Origin of the sequence: Paracidovorax avenae ATCC 19860 (genome assembly GCF_000176855.2) — a bacterium.
Lineage (GTDB): Bacteria > Pseudomonadota > Gammaproteobacteria > Burkholderiales > Burkholderiaceae_C > Paracidovorax > Paracidovorax avenae.
In genome coordinates, this window is the sequence record NC_015138.1 from 4,324,951 (window position 1) to 4,347,329 (window position 22,379).

The following is a 22,379-nucleotide window of genomic DNA, read 5'->3' on the forward strand; positions in this document are numbered from 1 at the left end:
GCGCGTCCCGCCCTGCCCTCCGAGCTCAGGCGGCGGGGGCCTGCAGCAGGGCCTTGACGTCGGAAGCGAGCGCCTGCGCCCCGCTGCCGTAACGGTGGTACACGCGCAGCCGGCCGGCGGGGTCGTAGATGTAGCTGCCCGCGGAATGGTCCATGGTGTAGCTCGTGGGCGTCTTGCCAGGCACCTTCTTGTAGTAGATCTTGAAGTCCTTGGCGACGGCAGCGAGCTGCTCGGGCGTGCCGCGCAGTGCCAGGAAGCTCGGGTCGAAATTGGTCATGTAGGCCTTGAGCACCTCGGGCGTGTCGCGCTCCGGGTCCACCGTGACGAACAGGCCCTGCAGACGGTCGCCGTCCGCCCCCAGCGAGCGCTTGACCTCGGCCAGCTCGGCCATGGAGGTCGGGCAGACGTCCGGGCACTGGGTGTAGCCGAAGAAGACCACCACCACCTTGCCGGCGAAGTCCTTCAAATGGCGCTGCTGGCCGTTGTGGTCGGGCAGCGCCAGGTCGCGCGCGTACTCCGCGCCGGTGATGTCCACGCCCTGGAAGGACGGGGCCTGTTCCTTGGAACAGCCCGCGAGCAGGCCCGCCGCGCCGGCGAGCAGGGCGCAGGCCGCTGCGCTGCGAAGAAGGGTGCGTTTGTGCATGGGCATGGCAGTTCAGAGCACGTAGTGGTCCACCAGCAGCGCCGCGAAGAGCAGGCTGAGGTGGATCAGGGAGAAGCGGAAGGTCTTGCGCGCGAGCGCATCCGAATAGCTGCGCCAGAGGCGGAAGGCATAGGCGCAGAAGCCGGTGCAGAGCACCACGGCCGCGGCCAGGTAGATCCAGGAACTCATGCCGTACACGAAGGGCATCAGGCAGCCGGCGAACAGGATGAAGGTGTAGAGCAGCACCTGCAGGCGCGTGAATTCATTGCCGTGGGTGACGGGCAGCATCGGCAGGCCGGACTTGCGGTAGTCCTCGACGCGGTAGAGCGCGAGGGCCCAGAAATGCGGCGGCGTCCAGAGGAAGATGATGAGGAAGAGGATCAGCGGCTCGGGGCCCACGTCGCCCGTCATGGACGCCCAGCCCAGCACCGGCGGCATCGCGCCGGAGGCTCCGCCGATCACGATGTTCTGCGGCGTGCGCGGCTTGAGCACGACGGTGTAGATGACCGCGTAGCCCACGAAGGTGGCAAAGGTGAGCCACATGGTGAGCGCATTGACCCAGGCGAAGAGCACGAGAGAACCGGCCAGGCACAGCAGTGCCGAGAAGGCGAGCGTCTGGGCGTTGGACAACTCGCCCTTGGCCGTGGGGCGCCAGGCGGTGCGCTTCATCTTGGCGTCGATGTGCTGCTCGACGAGGCAGTTGAAGGCTGCGGCGGCGCCCGCCACCAGCCAGATCCCGAAGCAGGCGATGGCCATGTGCAGCCACTGCGCCCCGCTCGGCAGGCCGGGCACCGCGAGCACCATGCCGATGAATGCGCAGAAAACGATGAGCTGGACCACGCGCGGCTTGGTCAGCGCGTAGAACTGCGAGAAGCGGGAAGGCACCGCGGGGGATGCGGTGGAAGCGGAAGCGGCACTCATGGCGAAGAAATTCTCGGGGCACCCGCAGCGGTTTCAACCGCGCGGGGGGTGGACATTTTGTCCCTGGCACCCACGGCCCGGCTGGCGGCCAGGGTCCAGGTGAGCGCGACGACGAGGGCGGCTGCGCCGCCGGTGTGGAGCACGGCGGCCACCAGCGGCCAGTCGAGCACGACGTTGGACAGGCCGGTGGCGAACTGCAGCAGCGCCAGCCCCGCCAGCCAGCGGGCCTGCGGCCGCAATGCCGGCACGGCGCGCAGGCGCCAGGCCAGCAGGGCGAGCGCGGCCAGCACGGCATAGGCCGCCAGCCGGTGGGCATAGTGGATGGCGGTGAGGCCTGCGAAGCTGATGTGGCTGCCGTCCTGCAGCAGGCCGAGAGGCCGCCAGATCTGGAAACCCTCCGGGAAGGCCATGTCGGGCCACCAGCTGCCCTGGCAGGTGGGGAAGGTGGAGCAGGCCAGGACGGCGTAGTTGGTGCTCACCCAGCCGCCCAACAGGATCTGCAGGCCCACCAGCACCGCCGTCACCACGAGCAATGCGCGCAGGCCAGGCGCCAGGAGGGCGGGCGCGATGCCGCGCGAGGCCTGGGTCTGCCGCACGGCCTGCACGCACAGCAGGGCCAGCAGCACGATGCCGCCGACGAGGTGCAGCGTGACAATGGCGGGGAAAAGCTTCATGGTCACCGTCCAGGCGCCGAAGGCCCCCTGCAGGCAGACCCACACGAGCGTGGCCGTGGGCCACCAGGGATGCACGGCCATGCGCTCCTGCCCGGCATCCGTGCCGGCACGGCGGTGGCGGCGCCATTGCCACCATGCGCCCACCGTGAGCGCGATGATGAGCACGCCCACGGCGGAGGCCAGGTAGCGGTGGACCATCTCCACCCACGCCTTGCGGTGCGTGACCGGGCCGGTGGGCATGGCTTCCTGCGCGGCGGAGATCTCCGCGCGGGCGCCCACCGGGCTCGCATTGCCGTAGCAGCCGGGCCAGTCGGGGCAGCCCAGCCCGGAATCGGTGAGCCGGGTGAAGGCGCCGAACAGCACCAGGTCGAACGTGAGGAAGAGCGTGAGGATCGCCAGCGCCTGCCAGCGCCGCACGGGCGATCCATGGCGGTTGCGCCACGCCACCCAGGCCAGAGGCCCGAGGGCGATCGCGAGGCCGAGCAGCATCAGCTCGGCGAGCGGCGCGAAATCGTAGAGCGGCTGGGTGGCGTTCATGGCGCGGCACCTCCGGTGGGCATCGCCCCGCGCGCGCCCGGGCAGGCGCGGCTCATGGCCGTGCCTCCGGGCGGCCCGGCTGGTCCCACGACGACGAGGCCCGCATGAGCCGCTCCAGGTCGCGCTTGGCCCGTGCAGCGCCCGCGGAGTCCATGCGCGCGGGAAAGCGCATCATCCAGTGGCCCATCGGGTCCACGACGAAGAGATGGTCGGACAGCGCATGGCCCGGGGCCGGGGCCAGCCATGCCGCGAGCGCCTGGGCGTCCACGCGGCGCACCACGGCATCGCGCAGGCCGGGGGCGATCTCGGCCGGGGCCGGGGCCGCGTCGGTCACGAGCCAGACCCAGTCCATGCGTTCCTTGTCCTTGCCGAGGCTCTCGCGCAGCTGGCGCTGCAGGTAGAGGTGGTTGCGGCACGGTTCGTCGCAGGCGCCGGATGCCACGCTGACCAGCAGCCACTGCCCCTTCAGCGCGCCCAGCGGTCCGGACGCCGTGCCGTCGATGCCGCGGGTGGCCAGGGCATCGGGCAGGGGCCGCTGCGGATCGATGAGTTCGCCGTAGCTGCGGCGGGCCTCCGGGCGCACCAGGTAATAGGCGGTGTAGGACGCGATGACGGGGGCGGCGCACACCAGCAGCACGCCCAGCATCTTCCAGCGGCCCTGCCCCGCGCGCTTTTCCAGCGCCGCCACGGCATCCGCCGCGGCCGGCAGGCCGTGCACGCTCAGGCCCAGCGGATGGGAGGAACCCGGGCCGTCAGGCGGGGGGGGCCGGCTGGCGGCCTGGGCGAATGAAGCGTCGGACGATTTGGAACCAGACATAGAGGATTGCCACGAGGGCGCAGAGCCCGAACCACTGGAAGGCGTAGCCATGGTGCCTGGCGACCCCGGCATCGACCGCCGGCCAGTCGCGCAGCAGCGGACCGTCGGGCCCGCCCGTCTCGATCACCGTGAGGGGGGCGAGCCGCTGCAGCCCCGTCTCGGCGCGGTAGGCCGCCAGGTCGAGATTCTGCCGGATGCGGGAAGACCCCTCGCCGCCTGCGGCGGAAGCCGGCCCACCGGGCTCGTAGAGCCGCGAAGGCGCCGCCGCGATGCGGCCATGCACTTCGACATCTTCCGCAGGTGCCGGCACCTCGGGCAGGCGCGTGCGGTCCTGGAAATCGCGCGGCACCCATCCGCGCTGCACGAGGACTACGGCCCCCTCGGCCCCCCGCGAGGTGAGCTGCAGCGGCGTGAGGACGAAGAACCCGGGGCGGCCCTGCATCTGCCGGTTGTCGAGGAAGACCGTATCCTGGGGAAGCCATCGACCCCGGAGCACCGCCGGACGGTGTACGAGGGGATTGCTGCCGGGCATGCCGGATGCGCCGTCCTCGGCGGGGGCTTTCGTGCCGGTTCCCCCGGGGCCCGAGACAGGCGGCAGCGACGCCAGGGCAGTGGCGGGCACGGGCGGCATCGCCTGCCGTGCATCGACCATGGCCTGCCAGGCCTGCTTCTCCGCCGCGCGCGAGAGCTGCCAGCGGCCGAGTGCCGCGGTGGCGGCCATGGTGGCGACGGTGGCGGCGGTGATGCACCAGAAGCGCCAGTCCGGGCGGAAACCCCTGGCACCATTGGTGCGCTTGCGGATAATGGGCTGCATGAAATACGTCGTGGTGCTGGCCTTCCTGGCCATTCTGGCGAGCCTCGCGTCGGCGCTTTTCTTCATGATGCGCACGGGGCGGGACGACGCCCGCCGCGGCCGGCACATGGCCCGGGCGCTCGCGGTACGGGTGGGGCTGTCCATTCTGCTCTTCCTGTGCCTGCTCGCGGCATGGAAGCTGGGCTACATCCAGCCCACGGGCCTGCCCGTCGGGCGCTAGGAGCGGCTCCAAACCCCTCTCCTCCGCCGGCCCCGGATGCAAAAAAGCGCCCGGAGGCGCTTTCCTGCCGGTGCGGGCGCCGGCTCAGAGCCAGTAGACCAGCACGTACAGGCCCAGCCACACCACGTCCACGAAGTGCCAGTACCAGGCGGCACCCTCGAAGCCGAAGTGGCGTTCCGCGGTGAAATGGCCCTTCTGCAGCCGCAGCGTGATGAACAGCAGCATCAGCATGCCCACGAAGACGTGGAAGCCGTGGAAGCCCGTCAGCATGAAGAACGTGGAGCCGAAGACGCCGGAGCTGAGCTTGAGGTTCAGCTCGGTGTAGAGGTGGAAGTACTCGTAGCCCTGCACGCAGAGGAACACGAAGCCGAGCACCACGGTGACCCACATGAAGCCGATGGCGCGTGCGCGGTGGCTTTCGCGCAGGGCATGGTGGGCGATGGTGAGGGTGACGCCGGAGGTGAGCAGCAACGCGGTGTTGATGGTGGGCAGCCAGAAGGGGCCCACGGTCTGGAAGGGCTCGACGATGCCGGCGGGCGAGGCCGTGGCGCCCGCGGCCATGCTGGGCCACACGGCCTTGAAGTCGGGCCAGAGCAGTGCGTTGTCGAGGCTGCCCAGCGCCGGCACGGAATGCGAGCGCGCCCACCACAGGGCGGTGAAGAAGGCGCCGAAGAACATCACTTCGGAGAAGATGAACCAGCTCATGCTCCAGCGGTACGAGAGGTCGATCTTGCGGCTGTAGAGGCCACCCTCGCTTTCGCGGGCCGCGTCGCGGAACCACTGGTAGAGCACGAACAGCCACCAGGCGAGGCCGAAGAACAGCGAATACTTGCCCCAGTCGTGGCCGTTGACCCACTGGCCCGCGCCGAGGATCACGAAGAAGAGGCCCGCGGCGGCCATGGCCGGATGGCGCGACTCCGCGGGAACGTAGTAGTACGGCGTGGTGCCCTGGGGGGTGGATGCACTCATGGCTGGCTCCTGTCTCTTTCCTTCTTGTCGTCTTTCGTCTTCTCGGGATCGGACCGGGCGGCTACACCACCCAGTTCACGACGGCGATGAGGCCTGCCACCAGCAGCACGATGGCCACGAGGCCGACCGCGATGATGTGCAGCGGGTTGATGCGCTCGGTGTCCTGCCGGTATTCGTCGCCCTTGCGGATGCCCAGCAGCGACCATGCCACGGCCCGCACCGTGCGCCACAGCGATCCGGGGCGCGCGGTGGGGGAGGCGTGGCGGGGTTCATGGCGCCATCCCGTCATGAGCCGGCCTCCGGGTGGGACTGCGGAGCCGCGGACACGGTGGAGGGCGCCGGCGGCGTCTTGCCGCCGACCTCGAAGAACGTATAGGACAGCGTGATCGTGGTCACGTCCCTGGGCAGGCGCGGATCGACCACGAAGGCCACCGGCCATTCGCGCTTCTCGCCGGGCTCGAGCGTGTACTGGTTGAAGCAGAAGCACTCGAGCTTGTTGAAGTGCGCCGCCGCCTGCCGGGGTGCATAGCTCGGGATGGCCTGGGCCGCCATGCGGCGGTTCTGCACGTTCTGGAATTCGTACATCACGGTGGTGAGCTCGCCCGGATGCACCTGGACGGAGGAGCGGGCGGGCTTGAAGTCCCACGGACCGCGCGCGTTGGCATCGAACTCGACCGTGATCGTGCGGCTGGTGTCCACCTGCGTGTTCGCGGGCAGCTTCACGTCGCGGCCCGCCACGCCGTTGCCCGGCACCTGCCGCTCCGACAGCGAGAGGATGTTGATGCCCGTGACTTCGCAGATGTGCTTGTAGATGGGAATGAGCACGTAGCCGAACGCGAACATGCCGGCCGAGATCACGGCCAGCTTGCCCACCATCTTGAAGTTCTCGCGGCGGCGGCTCATCGGACCCCTTCCTCCTGCGGCACGATCCGCAGGACGCAGCAACCCGACACGGCTTCACCCATCCGAAGGCCGCGGAGCAGGCCACGCCAGCAGGCGCCGTGGAACCGGCTTCGCCGGTCCACGGGCGTCGTCCCCCTGGAGGGGGAAGGCGCGCAGCGACTCAGGGGGTGCCTCATAGTCTCCAGGCCATCTTGACCATGAAGCCGATGAAGAAGGCCACGGCAATGCTCGCCAGGATGATGGCCATGCGCAGGTTCGCCTTCTTCTGCTCGGGTGTCGCCATGTCGCTCGCGCTCCTTCCAGGCCTGTACCGTCAGCCGATCACGCGGGTGGCGGATGCGTCGAGCTTGGGCGGGGTTTCGTAGGTATGGAACGGGGCCGGCGACGGCACCTCCCACTCCAGCCCCTCGGCGGCCTCCCACGGGCGCTGGGGTGCAGGCTCGCCCTTGCCGCGCATGGCGGGCAGCACGACGGCGAGGAAGAAGTACACCTGCATCAGCCCGAAGCCGAAGGCGCCGATGGAGGCCACCATGTTGAAGTCGGCGAACTGCATGGGGTAGTCGGCATAGCGGCGCGGCATGCCGGCCAGCCCCAGGAAGTGCATCGGGAAGAAGGTGATGTTGAAGGTGATGAGCGAGCCCCAGAAATGGATCTGGCCGCGGCGCTCCGAGTACATCACGCCCGTCCACTTCGGCGCCCAGTAGTAGTAGGCCGCGAACATGGAGAACAGCGAGCCGGCCACCAGCACGTAGTGGAAGTGGGCCACCACGTAGTAGGTGTCCTGCAGCTGGATGTCGATGGGCGCCATCGAAAGGATGAGGCCGGTGAAGCCGCCCATGGTGAACACGAAGATGAAGCCCACGGCGAAGAGCATGGGCGTCTCGAAGGTCATGGAGCCGCGCCACATGGTGGCGATCCAGTTGAAGATCTTCACGGCCGTGGGCACGGAGATCAGCATGGTGGCGTACATGAAGAACAGCTGGCCCGTGACCGGCATGCCCGTGGTGAACATGTGGTGGGCCCACACGATGAACGACAGGATGGCGATGGACGAGGTGGCATACACCATGGAGGCGTAGCCGAAGAGCTTCTTGCGGCTGAAGGCAGGCACGATCTGGCTGATGATGCCGAAGGCCGGCAGGATCATGATGTACACCTCGGGGTGGCCGAAGAACCAGAAGATGTGCTGGTACATCACCGGGTCGCCGCCGCCTGCCGGGTTGAAGAAGCTGGTGCCGAAATGGCGGTCGGTCAGCGTCATGGTGATGGCACCGGCCAGCACGGGCATCACGGCGATCAGGAGGTAGGCCGTGATGAGCCAGGTCCAGCAGAACATGGGCATCTTCATGAGCGTCATGCCCGGAGCGCGCATGTTCAGGATGGTCACGATGATGTTGATCGAGCCCATGATGGACGAGGCACCCAGGATGTGCATGGCGAAGATGCCGGCATCCATCGACGGGCCCATCTGCAGCGTGAGCGGCGCATAGAGCGTCCAGCCCGCGGCGGGTGCGCCGCCGGGCATGAAGAACGAGCTGACCAGCATCAGCGCGGCCGGGATCATCAGCCAGAAGCTGAAGTTGTTCATGCGCGCGAAGGCCATGTCGGACGCGCCGATCTGCAGCGGAATCATCCAGTTCGCGAAGCCCACGAAGGCCGGCATGATGGCGCCGAACACCATGATGAGGCCGTGCATGGTGGTGAGCTGGTTGAAGAGCTCGGGATTCACGATCTGCAGGCCGGGCTGGAACAGCTCGGCGCGGATCAGCAGCGCCAGGATGCCGCCGATCATCAGCATGGTGAACGAGAACAGCAGGTACAGCGTGCCGATGTCCTTGTGGTTGGTGGCGAACACCCAGCGGCGCCAGCCCGTGGGGCCGTGGTGTGCATGGTCGTGGTCGTGGCTGCCGTGGTCGTGGCCGGCGGCATGCCCGGTGGGGTCGAGAACTGCGCTCATGTCGGGTTCCTCAATGCTTTAGCTGTCTCACTTGCCACGCTGGGCCACGATTTCCGAGGGCTGGACGATCTGGCCGGTCTTGTTGGACCAGGCGTTCTTCGTGTAGCTGACCACGGCCGCGAGGTCGGTGTCGCTGAGCTGCGCCCAGGAGGGCATGGCGCCGCCGGCCGCGCCCTTGAGCACGATGTGGATCTGCTTGGTGTGGTCTTCGTCCTTCACGATGGCCGAGCCGTCGAGCGGCTTGATGGGGCCGGCGCCCTTGCCGTTGGGCTGGTGGCATGCGGCGCAATTGGCGGCATACACCTTCTCGCCGCGGGCGACGATGTCGGTCAGCGTCCAGACCTTGTTGGGATCGTCGGCCTTGGCGGCGGCCTTCTTCTTCTCGGCGGCGACCCACTGGGTGTAGTCGGCGGCGGAGAGCACCTTCACATGGATGGGCATGTAGGCATGCTCCTTGCCACAGAGCTCTGCGCACTGGCCGTAGTAGTCGCCGACCTTGTCGGCACGGAACCAGGTGTCGCGCACGAAGCCGGGGATCGCGTCCTGCTTGATGCCGAAAGCCGGCACCATGAACGAATGGATGACGTCGTTGGCGGTGGTGATCACGCGCACCTTCTTGCCCACGGGCACGACCAGGGGGTTGTCCACCTTGAGCAGGTAGTCCGGCGGCGCATCCGCGACGTTGCCGCTGTCGGAGAGCCGGCGGTGGCTGCTGTCGAGCGTGGAGATGTAGGCCAGGCCCTGGCCCTCGCCGTTGATGTAGTCGTAGCCCCACTTCCACTGGTAGCCGGTGACCTTCACCGTGAGGTCGGCGTTGGTGGTGTCCTTCTGGGCCACGAGCACCTTGGTGGCCGGCAGGGCCATGAGGATCACGATGATGAAGGGGACGATGGTCCAGATGACCTCGACCGTGACGGACTCGTGGAAGTTGGCAGGCTTGGCGCCCTGCGACTTGCGGTGCTTCCAGATGGAATAGAACATCACCGCGAACACGCCCACGAAGATCAGCGTGCAGATGACGAGCATCATCCAGTGCAGGAAATGCTGCTCCTCGGCGATGCGTGTGACCGGGGGTGCAAGATTGAGCTGGCGCACGGCCGGGCCGCCGGGGAGGTCCTGCACCGCGTGCGCAGCGCCCCCCACCCATGCTCCGCACAGCAGCAGCAACGAAGGCAGCGGGTTGGAAATGCTTTTCTTCATAGTTCTCACTTCTCAGCCTCAATTAACCCTTTTCCCCTGGGTGCGCCCGCGTGGGTCGGGCGGCGCCCGAGGGGCATGCGGATTCCGACAGCCGGGGCGCGGCGGCCCCCGGCCGCGGTGCCCCGGGTTCCGCATGAACCCGGCGTGATCGAACGCGCGGTGCCGGCAGCGCCGCGCGGGTGTCTCTCTCCTGTCCCTGCATGCACCGGCCAGCCACCCTGCAAGGCGGCCAGCCGTGCATGGCGCAGCATGCCGTCCCCGTGTCGCGATTGCAATAGCGCAGGCGCCATCCGCGGCCCAGCCCAGTACAAACCATGAGAAGGAAGGAGGCGGCCGTGCGACAGGTCGGCCGGGTCATGGCGCGCGAAGGCGCCACGCACTCGGGCAGGCGCGCGGCGCGGGGTGCGTGGCCCGTGCATGCTGCGCACGGGCTGGCCAAGCCCCATAACCCGTAAATTGTAGCTTGCGGTTGATTCAGGTCACCGACCGTAGCCGCCCGGGAAAACCCGCCGCACGGCGCGGCGCACGGCCGGGGTGGCCGTCAGGGCCCGGGCGTGCGCCCCTGGCGCAGCATGGCGCGCATGTCCTGCAGCGAGACCGCGCTGCTCTCGCTCACCTTGAGCCGCGGGGCGGGCTTGAAGGCATGGCCGTAGATGATCTCGAAGGTGAGCGCGAGCTGCCCCCCGTTGTCTGGGCTGGCGAGGCGGTCGGCCAGCGCCTGCTCGAGCCGGTCGCGCCAGGCGCGGCCCCGCAGCGCGGGAAAGCGCGCGGGATGGAAGTTGCGGCCGAGTTCGCGCAGCTCCTGCAGCAGCCGCGCGGGCGTGGCGAAGGTCAGGGTGATGCGCTCCATGTCCATCACGGGCTCCGCGAAGCCCTGCTGGACGAGCATGTCGCCCCAGTCGTGCATGTCGGTCATGGCGTGCCCCGCGGGCGGCCATCCCAGGGCCGCGTGGAGCGCGTGCAGCTCGCGCACGGTGTCGGGCCCCAGGCAGGAGAACATGAGGTAGCCGTCCACGGCCAGCGCACGGTGCCAGCGGGCGATCAGCGCCTGCGGATCGGCCGAGAGGTGCAGCGCCATGTTGGCCCAGAGCATCTGCACTCCGCCGTCCGGGGGCAGGCCGAACCGCGGGGCGCCGGACGCCCAGCGCCCCGGGCTCCACCAGGGCCGCGCAAGCGCCTCGCGGGCCGCCGGCAGGTGCCGCGGCGCGGTCTCGGCGATCCACGCCACGGCCCCGGGATAGCGGCGGGCCACCAGCCCGTGCCCCTGCAGGCCGCCGCGCACCGGGTCCCAGTCGGCCCAGGCCGCGGGTGCCTGCCGGATCCACTGCAGCCGGTCTTCCATGCGGCGCGCGACCTCTTCGTGCAGCCACGGGGAGGCAGCGGGCGCGGCCGCATGCCAGCGCGCGGCGGCGGCCGGGTCGATGGTGGGGGGAAGCTGGCGGTCGGGGGGCGCGGACATCGGGGGCGGAGGGCGGGAAGCGGGTCGGGCAGTATATTGATGCCATGTGGAAGCAGTGGTTCTCGGGGATATCGGACGGGCTCGCGGCCGCCGTCCGTGCGGTGCCCAGCCAGTGCGCGGTCTGCCATGCCTGGCCGGCGCGCCGCGTGTGCGATGCCTGCGCCGAGCGCTTCGCCCAGCCCCGCCCCCGGTGCACGACCTGCGCCCTGCCCGTGCCCGCGGGCGTGCGCCGGTGCGGGGACTGCCTGCGCGATCCTCCGCCCCTGTCGGCCTGTGTCGCCGCGGTGGACTACGGCTATCCGTGGTCGGACGCGCTGGCCGGGTTCAAATTCCACTCCGATCCCGGCTGGGCCGCCAGCCTGGCCCTGCTGGTGCGCGCAGCGCCCTGGACCGAGCCGCTGCTCGATGCGGCGGATGCGGTGTTGCCGATACCGCTCGCGCCGGAGCGGTTGCGCGAACGCGGCTTCAACCAGTCGGCGCTGCTGGCGGCAGCGCTGTCGCCGGATCGATGCGACGCCCGCACGCTGGTGCGCCTGCGGGCCGCGCCGGCGCAGAGCAGCCTGTCGCGCGCCGGGCGGCTGCGCAATCTGGACGGCGTGTTCGCCGTGGCGCCGGACCGGGCCGCTCGGGTGCGGGACAAACGCATCGTGCTGGTGGACGACGTGATGACCACCGGTGCGACCCTGCACGCTGCCGCACACGTACTGCTGCAGGCCGGTGCCTCCCGGGTGGACGCGGTGGTGCTGGCGCGCACGGCCTGAAGGTCGTGGAGGGAGGGCAAATGGCCGGGCCGGCGAGCTGCGCCGCCCGATACATTTTTTTGCAATCTGCCATCCACCGCGCCTGGGCGCCCGCACGCTGCGGCACACAATAGGTCCATGTTCCACATCGTCCTCGTCGAACCGGAAATTCCGCCCAACACCGGCAACGTGATCCGGCTGGCCGCGAATACGGGCTGTACCCTGCACCTGGTGGAACCGCTGGGCTTCTCCATGGAAGACAAGCTCATGAAGCGCGCGGGCCTGGACTACCACGAGTATGCGGAAGTCCGGCAGCACGCAGGCTGGACGGCTTTCCTGCGCGACGCCCAGCCCAACCCCGAGCGCGTGTTCGCCATGACCACGCACGGGGTGCACACGGTCTACGAGAGCCTGTTCCTCCCGGGAGACTGGTTCGTGTTCGGTGCCGAAAGCCGGGGGTTGCCGCCCGAATTGCGGGACGCCTTCCCGCCCGCCCAGCGCCTGCGCCTGCCGATGCTCCCGGGCCAGCGCAGCCTCAACCTGTCGAATGCCGTCGCCGTGACGGTGTACGAGGCCTGGCGGCAGAACGGCTTCGCGCTGCCCGAGCCGGCCTGAAGGCCGGTTTTCCACCGCCCTACCCCTGTGCCCCCGGGGCCTGCATCGCCTCCTCGATGGAGAGCCGCGTGCGCTGGCTCAGGAAATCCAGGAAGGCCCGGGTGCGCGCGGGCATGAACTTGCGGCTCGGCAGTGCCGCATACAGCGTGAAGTGCCCCGTGGTCCAGGACTCCAGCACGCGCACGAGCCGGCCGCTGCGCAGGTAGGGCGCCGTCAGGTCGAGCGGCTGCGAACTGATGCCCGCCCCGTCCAGCGTGGCGCGCAGCAGCGTGTCGATGTGGTTGGATACGCACACAGGCTGGACCGCGACTTCCACCGCACGCCCTTCGTCCCCGCCCTCGAGCAGGCGCATCACGCCGGGCCGGGTCTCGGAACGCCGCCGCAGCAGGCACTGGTGGTGCTTCAGGTCTTCCGGCACCTGCGGAATGCCGTGCGCGCGCAGGTACTCGGGCGAGGCGCAGACGATGCCGTCGAGCGAGACGATGGGCCGGGCGATGACGTTGGCGTTGAAGCGCTCGTCGGCACCGAGCAGGGTGATGTCGTAGTCGCCGATCGGCGGGTCGAGCGAAGCATCGGCGTGGATCTCCAGCGTGACCCGCGGATGGGCCTGGCGGAAGCCGGCGACCAGCGGGGCCAGGATGTGCACGGCCAGCGCCGGTGGCGCGAGAAGGCGCAGCACGCCGGCGATCTCGGACGTGTGCGCCTGGGCGACGGCGAAGGCCTCGTCCACGTCGGCCAGGATGCTGCGCACCCGCAGCAGGTAGGCCTCCCCGGCTTCCGTGAGCGACACCCTGCGGGTGGTGCGCTGCAGCAGCCGCGTGCCGATGTGGTCCTCCAGGTCGGCCACCAGCCGGGTGACGGCGGCGGGTGACAGGTCGAGCGCCCGTGCGGCAGCCGCGAAGCCGCCTTCGTCCGCCACGGACTGGAAGACGCGCATGGTGAGCAATCTATCCATGATCGCAATGAAGGGAATTCATGAAATCAGATTATTTCAATTTCATGAATTAATCATTGCCACCGATGCTGTTTTTCTGGGGGTTAACCCTGCGTACAGTCGAACCCATCGATGAGCGACCCGTCGGGCTCACCGAGGCAGGACAAGACCGGCGCCGCGCCTCCGCGCAGCAAGCCGGCCTTGCCCGGACATTCCCCGACGCACGGACAGACCGCCTGAAAGGACCACACCATGAACCGCAAGCCTCTTGCCATTGCCGCCGCCCTGCTCGCCCTGAGCGCCTTCTCCGCCCAGGCCGACACGCGCATCCAGGGCGACTGGAACAACTACCCGGCCGTGAACGACAGCACCCCCAGCACGCTGACGCGCGAAGCCGTGATCGCCGACCTGGTGGCCGCCCGCCAGAACGGCACGCTGCCGCGCGGCGGCGACTGGACCGATGTTCCCGCTCCGCTGGCCCTGTCCAATGGCAACACCCAGGTGGTGACCCGCGAACAGGTGCGCGCCGAAGCCATCGCGGCCGCCCGCTCGCACGAGATCGTCAGCGGCGACCATTGAGACCGCGCCGCGGCGACCTGCACCCCGGCGACGGGACGTGCGGGCGCCGCACGCAACCGCAAGCCCGCCCATGGCTCCGGCCCGGCGGGCTTTTTCACGCCTGCACGGCGCCCGCGCGAAGCGGGCCTGTGTTCAAACGATCAGGGCTTCGCGCCGTAGTTCCGGGTGAGGGATTCGGCCACGCACACGGGCTTGTCGACGCCCTCGCGCTCGATCGTGGCCTGCCAGGTCATCTGCACGCCATCGGGCGGCGCAGGCTCGCAGGCCTGCAGCATGAGCCGCGCCCGCAACCGGCTTCCGACGGGCACGGGCGACATGAAGCGCACGCGGTTGAGGCCGTAGTTGACACCCATGCGCGCGCCCTCGATATCGAAGGCCGCCTCGAAGAAGCGCGGCAGCAGCGACAGCGTCAGGAAGCCGTGGGCGATGGGCCCGCCGAAAGGCCCCTGTGCGGCACGCTCCGGATCGACATGGATCCACTGGTGGTCGCCCGTGGCCTCGGCGAACCGGTTCACCTGCTCCTGCGTGACGGTGATCCACTCGGTGACGGCCACCTCGCTGCCGACGCAGGCCGCCAGTTCGGAATACGAATGAAAGGTCTTCTTCATGCCCGCACTGTAGTGGGCGGGCCTCGCCGCGGCGTGTCGGCCCGGCGACAGCGCCGTCAGCCTGCGGAGAGCCAGTCGCAGATGGGCTTCCACTGCTCCAGGTCGCGCGCGACCCGGCCGGGCGAGACATCGAACAGCGACAGCCCCTGCGCCGCGAGGTGGATGTAGTTCTGGGTGTCGCGGAGCATGCCCAGGACGGGCAGCCCCAGCCCCTCCACGAATTCCTGCAGCTTGTCGGCGGCGATGGTGCGCGAGTCCACGCGCATGCCGACGATGCCGATCTGCGTGGACGCCGCCTGCCGGTGGGCCGCCAGTTCGTCGAGGAAGCTGCGCGTGGCGAAGATGTCGAAGACGCTGGGCTGCAGCGGCACCACCACCTTGTCCGCAAGCTTGAGCACCTCCTTGAGCGGCGCGCCGTGCAGGCCGGCCGGGGTGTCCAGCACCGCATGGGTGGCGTCGCGCGGGGGGCGCGGCACGGCGCCGGCGGGCGTTTCCCAGTCGGCGATGGCGCGCGCGGCCGGCGGCCGCAGGCTGCGCCAGAGGCGGGACGACTGCTGGGGGTCCAGGTCGCCGAGGGCGACGGTGTGCCCCTGGCTCGCGAAATAGCCGGCCACGTTCATGGCTAGCGTGGACTTGCCGACACCCCCTTTGGGGTTTGCCACTGCGATCACGGGCATGTGCGACTCCTCGATGGCGGAACTCGTTCGGTACGGGACGCCGATGGTAGCGCCACGGCGTGACGGCGCAAACCGTCCGTGGCAGCAGTGTGGCCGTGCAGGCAGCCCCGTGTCAGGCGTGCTGCCCGCCGCGCCGCACGAAGAACAGCCCGGCGCCCACGGCCATCAGCAGGCCGCCGAAGACGCGGTTCTGGTTGCGCACCGCCCGGGGGCTGCGCAGCAGCCGCCGCAGCGCGCTGGCGCTGGCGGCATAGCCGTGCATGACGGTGAGGTCCACCACGACCATGGTGGCGCCCAGCGCGAGCAGTTGCGTCCACAGGGGCCGCGACTCCGTCAGGAACTGCGGCAGCACCGCGACCATGAAGATGATGCCCTTGGGGTTGGTGGCGTTGGTGAGGAAGCCGGCGGCGCAGCGGCGGCGCCAGGAGGCGGGGGGTGCGGCCCCTTCGTCGCCGAACACCGAGGCGCCGCCCGCACGCCACTGGGTGAACCCGAGATAGATCAGGTAGCACGCGCCCATCACCTTCACCGCGCTGAACGCGGTCTCGGATGCCAGCAGGAGCGAGCCCACGCCGGCACCGGCGATCACCAGCACGAGCAGCAGGCCCAGTTGCAGGCCGAGGATGGTCGCGCCCGTCCGGCGCACGCCGTAGGCCAGCCCGTGGCTCATGGACAGCACGGCGCCGGAACCGGGCGAGAGGGCGATGAGGCAGGCGGCGGCGGCGAAGGCGAGCCAGGTGTGAAAATCCATGGGAAGACAGCAGGAGACAATGGAAAGGGGATGCCGTGCCGGCATGACCGCCGACACGGTGGAGCATGTTAACGGGGCACAATGCCCCGGCGCTCCCTCTTCCGCCTCCTCTCCTCGCTCCTGCCGCTGCCGACACCGCGTCCATGGCCCACGCACCCACCTGGCTCACCTACGGATTCCTCTACCTCGGCGCCGCCGTACTGGCGGTGCCCATTGCGCGCGCGCTCGGGCTCGGCGCCATCATCGGCTACCTCGCGGCCGGCATCGCCATCGGCCCGTGGGGCCTGGGACTGGTGAGCAACGTGCAGGACATCCTGCATTTCGCCGAGTTCGGGGTGGTGCTGATGCTGTTCCTGGTAGGCCTGGAGTTGCAGCCGAGCCGGCTCTGGAGCATGCGGCGGCCGATCTTCGGGCTCGGCAGCGCACAGGTGCTGGGCTGCGCGGCCCTGCTGTGGGCGGTGGCCTGGGCCTGCGGGCTGCCGTGGCGCGTGGCGCTGGTCGGTGCGCTGGGGCTGGCGCTGTCGTCCACCGCGATCGCGCTGCAGGTGCTCGCCGAGCGCAACCTGATGCGCACGGACAGCGGGCAGAAGGCGTTCTCGATCCTGCTCTTCCAGGACGTGGCGGCCATCCCCATCCTCGCGCTGCTGCCGCTGCTGGCCGCGGGCGCGGAGGGCGCGGGCGGCGCGGCGCAGCCCCACACGGCCAGCGGCCTGGCGCTGGAGGCCGCGAAAATCGTCGGCGTGGTGGGCGCGATCGTGCTGGGCGGGCGCCTGCTGCTGCGTCCGCTGCTGCGCTGGATCGCGCGCAGCCGCACGCCGGAGATCTTCACGGCTGCGGCGCTGCTGCTGGTGGTCGCCACGGCCATGCTGATGCTGGCGGTGGGCCTGTCGATGGCGCTGGGCGCCTTCCTGGCCGGCGTGCTGCTGGCCGAGAGCGAATACCGCCGCGAGCTGGAAACCGACCTGGAGCCGTTCAAGGGCCTGCTGCTGGGCCTGTTCTTCATGGCCGTGGGCATGACCATCGACTTCGGCGTGCTGATGCGGTCGCCCTGGATCATGCTGGCGCTGCTGTTCGGATTCCTGGCGGTGAAGGCCGTGGTGATCCATACGCTCGCGCGGGCCACCGGCATGGCCTACCAGGAGCGGCCGGTGTTCACGCTGCTGCTCGCGCAGGGCGGCGAGTTCGCGTTCGTGGTGTTCCAGACCGGCGCGGGCGCGGGGGCGATCCCGGCGGAGACGGCATCGCTGCTGATCGGCGCCGTGGCGCTGTCGATGCTGCTGAGCCCGCTGCTGCTCACGGCGATGGACCGCGTGCTGCTGCGCCGCCATGCACGCCTGAAGGACGGTGCGCCGCCGGAGGTGGAAGAGATATCCGAGCCCCAGGAGGCCCCGGTGATCATCGCGGGCTTCGGCCGCTACGGCCAGATCGTGGCCCGCATGATGCTGGCCCAGGGCGTACCGGCCACGGTGCTGGACCACAGCGTGGACATGCTCGAGGTGGCGCACACCTTCGGCTACCGCGTGTTCTACGGCGACGCCACGCGGCTGGACCTGCTGCGCATCGCGGGCGCGGCGCAGGCGCGCGTGCTGGTGGTGGCGGTGGACGATACCGAGCAGTCGCTCAAGATCGTGAAGATGGCGCGCAAGCATTTCCCGCAGCTGGAGATCGTGGCCCGCGCGCGCGACGTGACGCACTGGAACGCGCTGCGCGACCTGGGCGTGACGCGGGTGGAGCGCGAGGTGTTCGAGTCCAGCCTGAAGACCGCGCGCACCGTGCTGGAGGTGATGGGCATGCCCGCCGCCGAGGCCGAGGCGCTGGCGAACCGCTTCCGCCACCACAACATCGCCCTGGCCGACCGCATGTACCCGCACCACAAGGACCGCGCGAAAATGATCGCCGTGGCCCAGCAGGGCCGGCAGCAACTGGTGGAACAGATGGCCAAGGAACGCCAGGAGCAGGCGGCCGCTGCTGCCGCCGCCCAGGGCGGCGGGCCGGTGCCCGCCGAAGGCACGGAGGGCGCGGGCCCGCCGGCCCGCAGCCCCTGATCCCGGCCGGCATCCGGCCGGCACCGGCGGCCCGTGGGCCGCTGCCCCTTGAGGCTCTTTTTCCGAAAGGATTCACGACTTCATGCGCCGTTTCGAACTGATCGAGGGAAGCTCCAGCAAGTTCTGGGAAGTGGAGCAGGCCGGCTCCGACCTGAACATCCGGTGGGGCCGCATCGGCACCGCCGGCCAGAGCCAGACCAAACCATTTGCCGATACGGCCAAGGCCACGGCCGCGATGGCCAGGCTGGTCACCGAAAAGACGGGCAAGGGCTATGCGGAAGTGGGGGTGGCACCGGGAGCGGCCATCGGCGCGTCGCCAGCGCCCGCGAAGCCGGCACCAGCGAAGCCTCCTTCTCCTGCCCCCCTCCCTGGCGATACCCCGGACACCGCATCGGCTGCATCGGCAAAGGGCACGGCGGCAGCGCCGGTCGAGGGCCTGGACGCGCAGTGCGAGCGCGCGGTCGCGGCCACGTGGGCGCAGATCGCGGAAGGCAGCCTGAAGGTGGACGACGTGCTCTCGGCGGCGGTGCTCAAGCGCCAGCACGGGGTGAGCGACCAGGGCGCCGGCATGGCGTTCGAGCAACTCAAGTCGGAAGGCCTGCTGCAGGGGTGGGGCACGACGGCACAGGTTTCCAAGCGGGCGCAGGAGCGTGCCCGGGCGCTGATCGCGGATGCCGCGGCCCGCGCGGTCCAGGCGGCATCTACCGACGACACGCCGGCAGCCTCCGTGGCGGCAACCGGCGACGGCGCGATGCCGGTGGCGCCCTGGCTCGCGCAGGGCGATCCGGTGCGCCTGTCGCCGCAGATGGAGCGCGAGGCCTATGCCACGCGCCGGTTCCCGCCCCCGGTGCAGACCGTGCCGCTGGCGCAGGCCTGGCAGCGGGCCCGGGGAGCACTGGACGTGCAGCTGGACCTGCCGGGCACTGACGCCGCGCTGCGCGATGTGCTGCAGCGCATGTCCGACCGCCTGGCCCGGCCGGACCCGCAACCCGACGCAGAGGCCGATGCGGTACTGCTGGCGCTGGCGTTGTCCATGTCCGGCTACCACGGGGAGAACGCGGGCGGCGCCGCAGTGGTGGACTATCTGGTGGCGCAGTACGGGCTGCCCGGCGCGGTGGACATCCTGATCGCGGCCCAGCGGATCGAGGTCACGGGTGTGTACGACTCCCAGGCCCAGCAGCGCCGCCTGCAGCTGTCCGGCGCGGTGACGCACCCGATGTCCAACGGCTGGCGCGGTCCGCTGGGCCAGGGCGAGGAGACCTTCCGCAATTACCTCGCGGCCGCGCCGCAGGCCGAATGGGAGGCCTGCGCAGACCGGATCGAAGCCGCCCTGCCCTCCCTGCACCCCAGCCGGCAGCCCGTGATGGCGCTGCTGCTGCCCGACCGGCCCGCCCTGTCGGATGCGCTGGCACACCGGCTGGCTGCGGAAAAGGAAACGCCCGAGACGGCCCACTGGCTGCTGCTGACGGCCCAGGACCCTGCCGCGCTGGCGATCGCCGCCAGGACGCGGCTGTCCTATTCCTCGGGCTTCTGGGGCCACGGGCGCATGGTGGCTACCGCCGTGCGCGAGCGCGGCTCCGCCGCGGTGGCGGTGCTGGAGCGCGGTGCCGCCGACGAGGCTGCGGGCGAGGCGCTCGCCGCGATCGGCACGCCCGAGGCCGTGCTGGCGCTGGCCAAGGTGGCCAGCAGTTCCAAGGGCGCGCTCGCGCGGCTATCGCTCGCGGTGGACCGCTGGCCGCTGGCGGGCATCACCGCGCTGTCGCGGCTGGTGGCGGCCGACGGCAAGGACGCGGGCCTGTTGACCCCCATGCTCTCGCGCCTGCTGCGTGCCCACGGCGACAGCATGCCGTTGCTGCGCCCCTGGCTGGACGCCGCTGCGCAGGGCGCCGTGGACCGGCAACTGGCACTGCTCTCCGGCCCCGCCGAGGTGGCGGGCCCGGACGACTTGCCGGATGTGCTGGCGCGACCGCCGTGGCTGGCCAAGGCAGCCCGGAAGGCAGTGGCGGTACTGGCACTGGAGCCGCTGCCGCTGGCGCCCGTGGAGCAATGGGCGCTGGGCGCCCGCGAGGAAGCACGGCGCCTGTCCTCCTGGCAGATGAACCGGTATGCCAGCGCCGCCCAGGACGTGGACGAGATGCTGAACCTGCTGGGCTTCGACACCCGGAAAAAGCAGCAGTATGTGCCCATGCGCAACGATGCCGCACGGGCCATCCGCGCACGAGATGCCGGAGCGCTGGTCGCGGCCTGGCGTGCCCTGGTGGCCGAGCGCCGCCGTGAACGCTACTACTGGTACACGCTCGACGCCACCGCGGTGGCCCACCTGCCGCCGGAGATGGCCGTGCCGTTCTGGAACGCCGTGGCAGGCGAGACGGAAGGCAGCGACATCGGGCACGCGATCGCCACGCTGGGCCTGCCCGCGCTGCCGGCACTCGCTGCCATGGTGCGACTGAAACCGGCCGATAACCTGGCCTGGGCGATGCACTACGGCGCCGTGGAGATCGCGCCCACCGCGGCGCGGGCTTTCGCCAAGCTCAAGACCGCGCGGGCCACCGGCCGCGCATGGCTGCTGCAATACCCCGAGCATGCGGCCTGCGCGCTCATCGCGCCGGCGCTGGGCAAGGCCGGCGAGGCGCGCGACTGCGCAGGTTCGGCACTGCGCCTGCTTTGCGCTCAAGGCCACGAGGCGCTGCTGCTGGAGGTGGCGGCGCGCCATGGCGACGAGGCCGTGGTGGAGGCGCTGCGCGCGGTGCTCGACGAGAGCCCGCTGGACCGTTTCCCCACCAAGCGCGCGAAGCTGCCGGAATTCTGGCAACCGCGCGGCTGGCGGCGGCCGGTGCTGCGCAGTGGCACCGGCCAGGGCAAGGCATTGCCGGACGTGGCGCTCGACGCGCTCGGGCAGATGCTCACCTTCCCCACCAGCGAGGGGGTGTATGCCGGCATCGCCCTGGTGCGGGAAGCCTGCACGCCCGATTCGCTGGCCGACTTCGCCTGGGACGCCTTCAGCGCCTGGCTGGAGGCCGGTGGCCCCTCGAAGGAGGGCTGGGCACTGACCGCGCTCGGGCTGCTCGGCACCGATGACACGGCCCGCCGGCTCACGCCGTTCATCCGCGCGTGGCCGGGCGAATCCGCCCATGCGCGCGCCGTCACCGGGCTGGACGTGCTCGCGCAGATCGGCACCGACGTGGCGCTGATGCTGCTCAACGGCATCGCGCAGAAGATCAAGTTCAAGGGCCTGCAGGACAAGGCGCGCGAGAAGATCGCGGCGATCGCCGAGGCGCGCGGCCTCACGCCCGAGGAACTGGAGGACCGGCTCGCGCCCGACCTGGGACTGGACGCACAAGGCACGCTGCGGCTGGACTTCGGGACGCGCGCCTTCAAGGTGGGATTCGACGAGGCGCTCAAGCCCTATGTGCGCGAGCTTTCGGCGGATGGCGGCGACGGCGCACGCCTGCCGGACCTGCCCAAGCCCAAGAAGACCGACGACCCCGCGCTCTCGCAGGAGGCGGTGGAGCGCTTCAAGCTGCTGAAGAAGGATGCGCGCACCATCGCCAGCCAGCAGTTGCTGCGGCTGGAGGTGGCCATGTGCGCGCGCCGGCGGTGGACACCGGAGGTGTTCCGTACCTTCCTGGCCGGCCACCCGCTGGTGCGCCACATCGTGCAGCGCCTGGTCTGGGGCGTGTACGAGGTGGAGGACGGCGGCAGCTATGGCGGCCGGCTCGCGGCCTGCTTCCGCGTGGCGGAGGATGGCAGCGCCACCACGGCCGAGGACGATCCCTTCGACATTCCGGAGGGAGCACAGGTGCGCATCGGCGTGCCGCACGCGCTGGAGATCACGCCCGCGGACGCGGCGGCCTTCGGGCAGGTCTTCGCGGACTACGAGCTGCTGCAGCCCTTCCCGCAGATCGGCCGCGACACCTACACGCTGACCGAGGCGGAGAAGGCGGACATCAAGCTCTCGCGCTGGACCAAGGCCAAGGTGCCCACGGGCCGCGTGCTGGGCCTGGTGAACAAGGGCTGGCGCAGAGGACAGGCGCAGGATGGCGGCGGCATCTGGTACTTCACCAAGCCGCTGGGCGCCGACCGCGTGATCGAGCTGCACCTGGACCCGGGCATCATCGTGGGCATGGTGGACGAATACCCCGAGCAGGAGCTGGGCGACGTGCAGGTCGGCAAGCCGACGGCCTGGGGCGAGATGCAGAATGCCGAGCCCATCGGGCGGCTGGACCCCATCTCCGCCAGCGAACTCGTGCGCGACATGGAGGGGCTGCGCGCCTGACGCGCCACCGCATGGCGGCCCACTCCCCTTTCCTGAATCC

Annotated in this window: 22 protein-coding genes; 6 read left to right on the forward strand and 16 right to left on the reverse strand. The window is 70.2% G+C overall.

From position 1 onward, the window contains the following. Positions 1-25: 25 nt before the first annotated feature. The 5 genes from ACAV_RS18790 to ACAV_RS18810 are packed head-to-tail and all read right to left on the reverse strand — an operon-like array spanning position 26 to position 4,406. On the reverse strand, positions 26-649 hold the full coding sequence (locus ACAV_RS18790) for an SCO family protein (RefSeq protein ID WP_013596161.1): 624 nt from the start codon (positions 647-649) through the stop codon (positions 26-28). A 6-nt stretch (positions 650-655) separates the two neighbouring features. After that, positions 656-1,564 (reverse strand): heme o synthase, encoded by a 909-nt coding sequence (cyoE, locus tag ACAV_RS18795; protein WP_013596162.1) that lies wholly within the window; start codon positions 1,562-1,564, stop codon positions 656-658. After that, entirely contained in the window at positions 1,561-2,775 is a 1,215-nt protein-coding gene (locus tag ACAV_RS18800) for a COX15/CtaA family protein (RefSeq protein ID WP_013596163.1), read from the reverse strand. Before ACAV_RS18800 ends, cyoE begins: the two co-directional genes overlap by 4 nt. Before the next feature lie 52 nt (positions 2,776-2,827). Further along, a complete protein-coding gene (locus tag ACAV_RS18805) occupies positions 2,828-3,592 on the reverse strand; it encodes a redox-active disulfide-containing membrane protein (protein ID WP_491893127.1) in 765 nt (254 codons plus the stop codon). Further along, positions 3,528-4,406, reverse strand: a complete 879-nt coding sequence (locus tag ACAV_RS18810) for an SURF1 family protein (protein ID WP_041828820.1) — start codon at positions 4,404-4,406, stop codon at positions 3,528-3,530. Before ACAV_RS18810 ends, ACAV_RS18805 begins: the two co-directional genes overlap by 65 nt. Between ACAV_RS18810 and ACAV_RS18815 the strand changes: the two genes are divergently transcribed. Then, positions 4,405-4,626 carry a twin transmembrane helix small protein gene (locus tag ACAV_RS18815; protein ID WP_026433067.1) on the forward strand — a complete coding sequence of 74 codons (222 nt, stop codon included), beginning with the start codon at positions 4,405-4,407 and terminating at the stop codon, positions 4,624-4,626. The genes ACAV_RS18810 and ACAV_RS18815 overlap by 2 nt on opposite strands. Before the next feature lie 84 nt (positions 4,627-4,710). Here ACAV_RS18815 and ACAV_RS18820 read toward each other — a convergent pair whose 3' ends face one another. The 7 genes from ACAV_RS18820 to ACAV_RS18845 all read right to left on the reverse strand — a co-directional run bounded on the left by ACAV_RS18820 (position 4,711) and on the right by ACAV_RS18845 (position 11,114). Then, complete coding sequence (locus ACAV_RS18820) at positions 4,711-5,595, reverse strand: cytochrome c oxidase subunit 3 (protein ID WP_013596166.1); 885 nt, start codon at positions 5,593-5,595, stop codon at positions 4,711-4,713. Between the two features lie 61 nt (positions 5,596-5,656). Further along, complete coding sequence (locus ACAV_RS18825) at positions 5,657-5,884, reverse strand: DUF2970 domain-containing protein (RefSeq protein WP_013596167.1); 228 nt, start codon at positions 5,882-5,884, stop codon at positions 5,657-5,659. Beyond that, positions 5,881-6,498: a cytochrome c oxidase assembly protein gene (locus ACAV_RS18830; protein ID WP_013596168.1), complete on the reverse strand. Its 618-nt coding sequence runs from the start codon at positions 6,496-6,498 to the stop codon at positions 5,881-5,883. The genes ACAV_RS18825 and ACAV_RS18830 overlap by 4 nt, the downstream gene beginning before the upstream one ends. 172 nt (positions 6,499-6,670) lie before the next feature. After that, entirely contained in the window at positions 6,671-6,781 is a 111-nt protein-coding gene (locus ACAV_RS24995) for a cytochrome oxidase small assembly protein (protein ID WP_013596169.1), read from the reverse strand. 30 nt (positions 6,782-6,811) lie between these two features. Beyond that, positions 6,812-8,455, reverse strand: coding sequence for a cytochrome c oxidase subunit I (ctaD, locus tag ACAV_RS18835; RefSeq protein ID WP_013596170.1), 1,644 nt, complete (start codon positions 8,453-8,455; stop codon positions 6,812-6,814). Between the two features lie 27 nt (positions 8,456-8,482). Beyond that, the gene (coxB, locus tag ACAV_RS18840) at positions 8,483-9,655 is read right to left on the reverse strand and encodes a cytochrome c oxidase subunit II (protein ID WP_013596171.1); all 1,173 of its coding nucleotides are present in this window, start codon (positions 9,653-9,655) and stop codon (positions 8,483-8,485) included. Positions 9,656-10,196: 541 nt separating this feature from the next. After that, a complete protein-coding gene (locus ACAV_RS18845) occupies positions 10,197-11,114 on the reverse strand; it encodes a class I SAM-dependent methyltransferase (protein ID WP_013596172.1) in 918 nt (305 codons plus the stop codon). Positions 11,115-11,158: 44 nt separating this feature from the next. Between ACAV_RS18845 and ACAV_RS18850 the strand changes: the two genes are divergently transcribed. Both ACAV_RS18850 and ACAV_RS18855 read left to right on the forward strand, forming a co-directional pair. Further along, the gene (locus tag ACAV_RS18850) at positions 11,159-11,875 is read left to right on the forward strand and encodes a ComF family protein (RefSeq protein WP_013596173.1); all 717 of its coding nucleotides are present in this window, start codon (positions 11,159-11,161) and stop codon (positions 11,873-11,875) included. 117 nt (positions 11,876-11,992) lie between these two features. Further along, a complete protein-coding gene (locus ACAV_RS18855; RefSeq protein ID WP_013596174.1) occupies positions 11,993-12,469 on the forward strand; it encodes a tRNA (cytidine(34)-2'-O)-methyltransferase in 477 nt (158 codons plus the stop codon). A gap of 19 nt (positions 12,470-12,488) precedes the next feature. Here the strand turns inward: ACAV_RS18855 and ACAV_RS18860 are convergent, their stop codons facing one another. Continuing rightward, complete coding sequence (locus tag ACAV_RS18860; RefSeq protein WP_013596175.1) at positions 12,489-13,424, reverse strand: LysR family transcriptional regulator; 936 nt, start codon at positions 13,422-13,424, stop codon at positions 12,489-12,491. A gap of 231 nt (positions 13,425-13,655) precedes the next feature. Between ACAV_RS18860 and ACAV_RS18865 the strand changes: the two genes are divergently transcribed. Continuing rightward, positions 13,656-13,982: a DUF4148 domain-containing protein gene (locus ACAV_RS18865; RefSeq protein ID WP_013596176.1), complete on the forward strand. Its 327-nt coding sequence runs from the start codon at positions 13,656-13,658 to the stop codon at positions 13,980-13,982. A gap of 140 nt (positions 13,983-14,122) precedes the next feature. Here ACAV_RS18865 and ACAV_RS18870 read toward each other — a convergent pair whose 3' ends face one another. From ACAV_RS18870 to ACAV_RS18880, 3 genes are all read right to left on the reverse strand, one after another. Next, positions 14,123-14,590, reverse strand: a complete 468-nt coding sequence (locus ACAV_RS18870; protein WP_013596177.1) for a MaoC family dehydratase — start codon at positions 14,588-14,590, stop codon at positions 14,123-14,125. 56 nt (positions 14,591-14,646) lie between these two features. Beyond that, positions 14,647-15,267 carry a nucleotide-binding protein gene (locus ACAV_RS18875; RefSeq protein ID WP_013596178.1) on the reverse strand — a complete coding sequence of 207 codons (621 nt, stop codon included), beginning with the start codon at positions 15,265-15,267 and terminating at the stop codon, positions 14,647-14,649. Positions 15,268-15,379: 112 nt separating this feature from the next. Then, positions 15,380-16,018, reverse strand: coding sequence for a LysE family transporter (locus ACAV_RS18880; protein ID WP_013596179.1), 639 nt, complete (start codon positions 16,016-16,018; stop codon positions 15,380-15,382). 143 nt (positions 16,019-16,161) lie between these two features. Between ACAV_RS18880 and kefC the strand changes: the two genes are divergently transcribed. Both kefC and ACAV_RS18890 read left to right on the forward strand, forming a co-directional pair. Then, on the forward strand, positions 16,162-18,063 hold the full coding sequence (gene kefC, locus ACAV_RS18885; protein WP_013596180.1) for a glutathione-regulated potassium-efflux system protein KefC: 1,902 nt from the start codon (positions 16,162-16,164) through the stop codon (positions 18,061-18,063). An 82-nt stretch (positions 18,064-18,145) separates the two neighbouring features. Then, the gene (locus ACAV_RS18890) at positions 18,146-22,339 is read left to right on the forward strand and encodes a WGR and DUF4132 domain-containing protein (RefSeq protein ID WP_013596181.1); all 4,194 of its coding nucleotides are present in this window, start codon (positions 18,146-18,148) and stop codon (positions 22,337-22,339) included. Positions 22,340-22,379: the final 40 nt, after the last annotated feature.

Bases quoted from the DNA above. Each gene is read 5' to 3' on its own strand.
- ACAV_RS18880 (WP_013596179.1), bottom strand. From the start codon at position 16,018: ATGGATTTTCACACCTGGCTCGCCTTCGCCGCCGCCGCCTGCCTCATC.
- kefC (WP_013596180.1), top strand. From the start codon at position 16,162: ATGGCCCACGCACCCACCTGGCTCACCTACGGATTCCTCTACCTCGGC.
- ACAV_RS18850 (WP_013596173.1), top strand. From the start codon at position 11,159: ATGTGGAAGCAGTGGTTCTCGGGGATATCGGACGGGCTCGCGGCCGCC.
- ACAV_RS18860 (WP_013596175.1), bottom strand. From the start codon at position 13,424: ATGGATAGATTGCTCACCATGCGCGTCTTCCAGTCCGTGGCGGACGAA.
- ACAV_RS18810 (WP_041828820.1), bottom strand. From the start codon at position 4,406: ATGCAGCCCATTATCCGCAAGCGCACCAATGGTGCCAGGGGTTTCCGC.
- ACAV_RS18800 (WP_013596163.1), bottom strand. From the start codon at position 2,775: ATGAACGCCACCCAGCCGCTCTACGATTTCGCGCCGCTCGCCGAGCTG.
- ACAV_RS18815 (WP_026433067.1), top strand. From the start codon at position 4,405: ATGAAATACGTCGTGGTGCTGGCCTTCCTGGCCATTCTGGCGAGCCTC.
- ACAV_RS18870 (WP_013596177.1), bottom strand. From the start codon at position 14,590: ATGAAGAAGACCTTTCATTCGTATTCCGAACTGGCGGCCTGCGTCGGC.
- ACAV_RS18820 (WP_013596166.1), bottom strand. From the start codon at position 5,595: ATGAGTGCATCCACCCCCCAGGGCACCACGCCGTACTACTACGTTCCC.
- ACAV_RS18875 (WP_013596178.1), bottom strand. From the start codon at position 15,267: ATGCCCGTGATCGCAGTGGCAAACCCCAAAGGGGGTGTCGGCAAGTCC.
- ACAV_RS18845 (WP_013596172.1), bottom strand. From the start codon at position 11,114: ATGTCCGCGCCCCCCGACCGCCAGCTTCCCCCCACCATCGACCCGGCC.
- ACAV_RS24995 (WP_013596169.1), bottom strand. From the start codon at position 6,781: ATGGCGACACCCGAGCAGAAGAAGGCGAACCTGCGCATGGCCATCATC.
- ACAV_RS18890 (WP_013596181.1), top strand. From the start codon at position 18,146: ATGCGCCGTTTCGAACTGATCGAGGGAAGCTCCAGCAAGTTCTGGGAA.
- ACAV_RS18805 (WP_491893127.1), bottom strand. From the start codon at position 3,592: ATGTCTGGTTCCAAATCGTCCGACGCTTCATTCGCCCAGGCCGCCAGC.
- ACAV_RS18830 (WP_013596168.1), bottom strand. From the start codon at position 6,498: ATGAGCCGCCGCCGCGAGAACTTCAAGATGGTGGGCAAGCTGGCCGTG.
- coxB (WP_013596171.1), bottom strand. From the start codon at position 9,655: ATGAAGAAAAGCATTTCCAACCCGCTGCCTTCGTTGCTGCTGCTGTGC.
- ACAV_RS18825 (WP_013596167.1), bottom strand. From the start codon at position 5,884: ATGACGGGATGGCGCCATGAACCCCGCCACGCCTCCCCCACCGCGCGC.
- ctaD (WP_013596170.1), bottom strand. From the start codon at position 8,455: ATGAGCGCAGTTCTCGACCCCACCGGGCATGCCGCCGGCCACGACCAC.
- ACAV_RS18865 (WP_013596176.1), top strand. From the start codon at position 13,656: ATGAACCGCAAGCCTCTTGCCATTGCCGCCGCCCTGCTCGCCCTGAGC.
- ACAV_RS18855 (WP_013596174.1), top strand. From the start codon at position 11,993: ATGTTCCACATCGTCCTCGTCGAACCGGAAATTCCGCCCAACACCGGC.
- cyoE (WP_013596162.1), bottom strand. From the start codon at position 1,564: ATGAGTGCCGCTTCCGCTTCCACCGCATCCCCCGCGGTGCCTTCCCGC.
- ACAV_RS18790 (WP_013596161.1), bottom strand. From the start codon at position 649: ATGCCCATGCACAAACGCACCCTTCTTCGCAGCGCAGCGGCCTGCGCC.